We start from the raw sequence: 279 nt of genomic DNA, 5'->3' as shown, positions 1-279 counted from the left end.
GGGCGACGGCACGGGCCTGCGGGTACTGGGCGCTCACGTCCATGGCGGTGCCCTGCAGGTCCTGCGCCAGGCCGGCGCAGATCGCGTCGGGCGCGGCCTCGCCCAGCACGCGCTGGCGCAGGGGCTCGGTGATGATGGTCCAGGAGGGCGCGCTGCTGTCCTGGCGCCGCTGCAAGGCCGCCACCACCATCCGCAGCGGCGCGACCTGGTGGCGCTCGCGCCAGGCCACCCAGGCCGCGCGCATCTGCGGCGTGGCGGCGGCGCCGACGTCGTCGCAGG

The 279-nt window shown here is 77.8% G+C and carries 1 protein-coding gene; it reads right to left on the bottom strand.

The annotated features are described in order from the left end of the window. Positions 1–279 (bottom strand): hypothetical protein (locus tag ACG00Y_RS28840; RefSeq protein WP_394485107.1); only part of this gene is annotated, 279 nt, incomplete at both ends.

The organism is Pelomonas parva (assembly GCF_043555835.1).
Taxonomy (GTDB): Bacteria; Pseudomonadota; Gammaproteobacteria; order Burkholderiales; family Burkholderiaceae_C; genus Pelomonas; species Pelomonas parva.
This window is presented reverse-complemented; position numbering and strand designations above follow the sequence as displayed.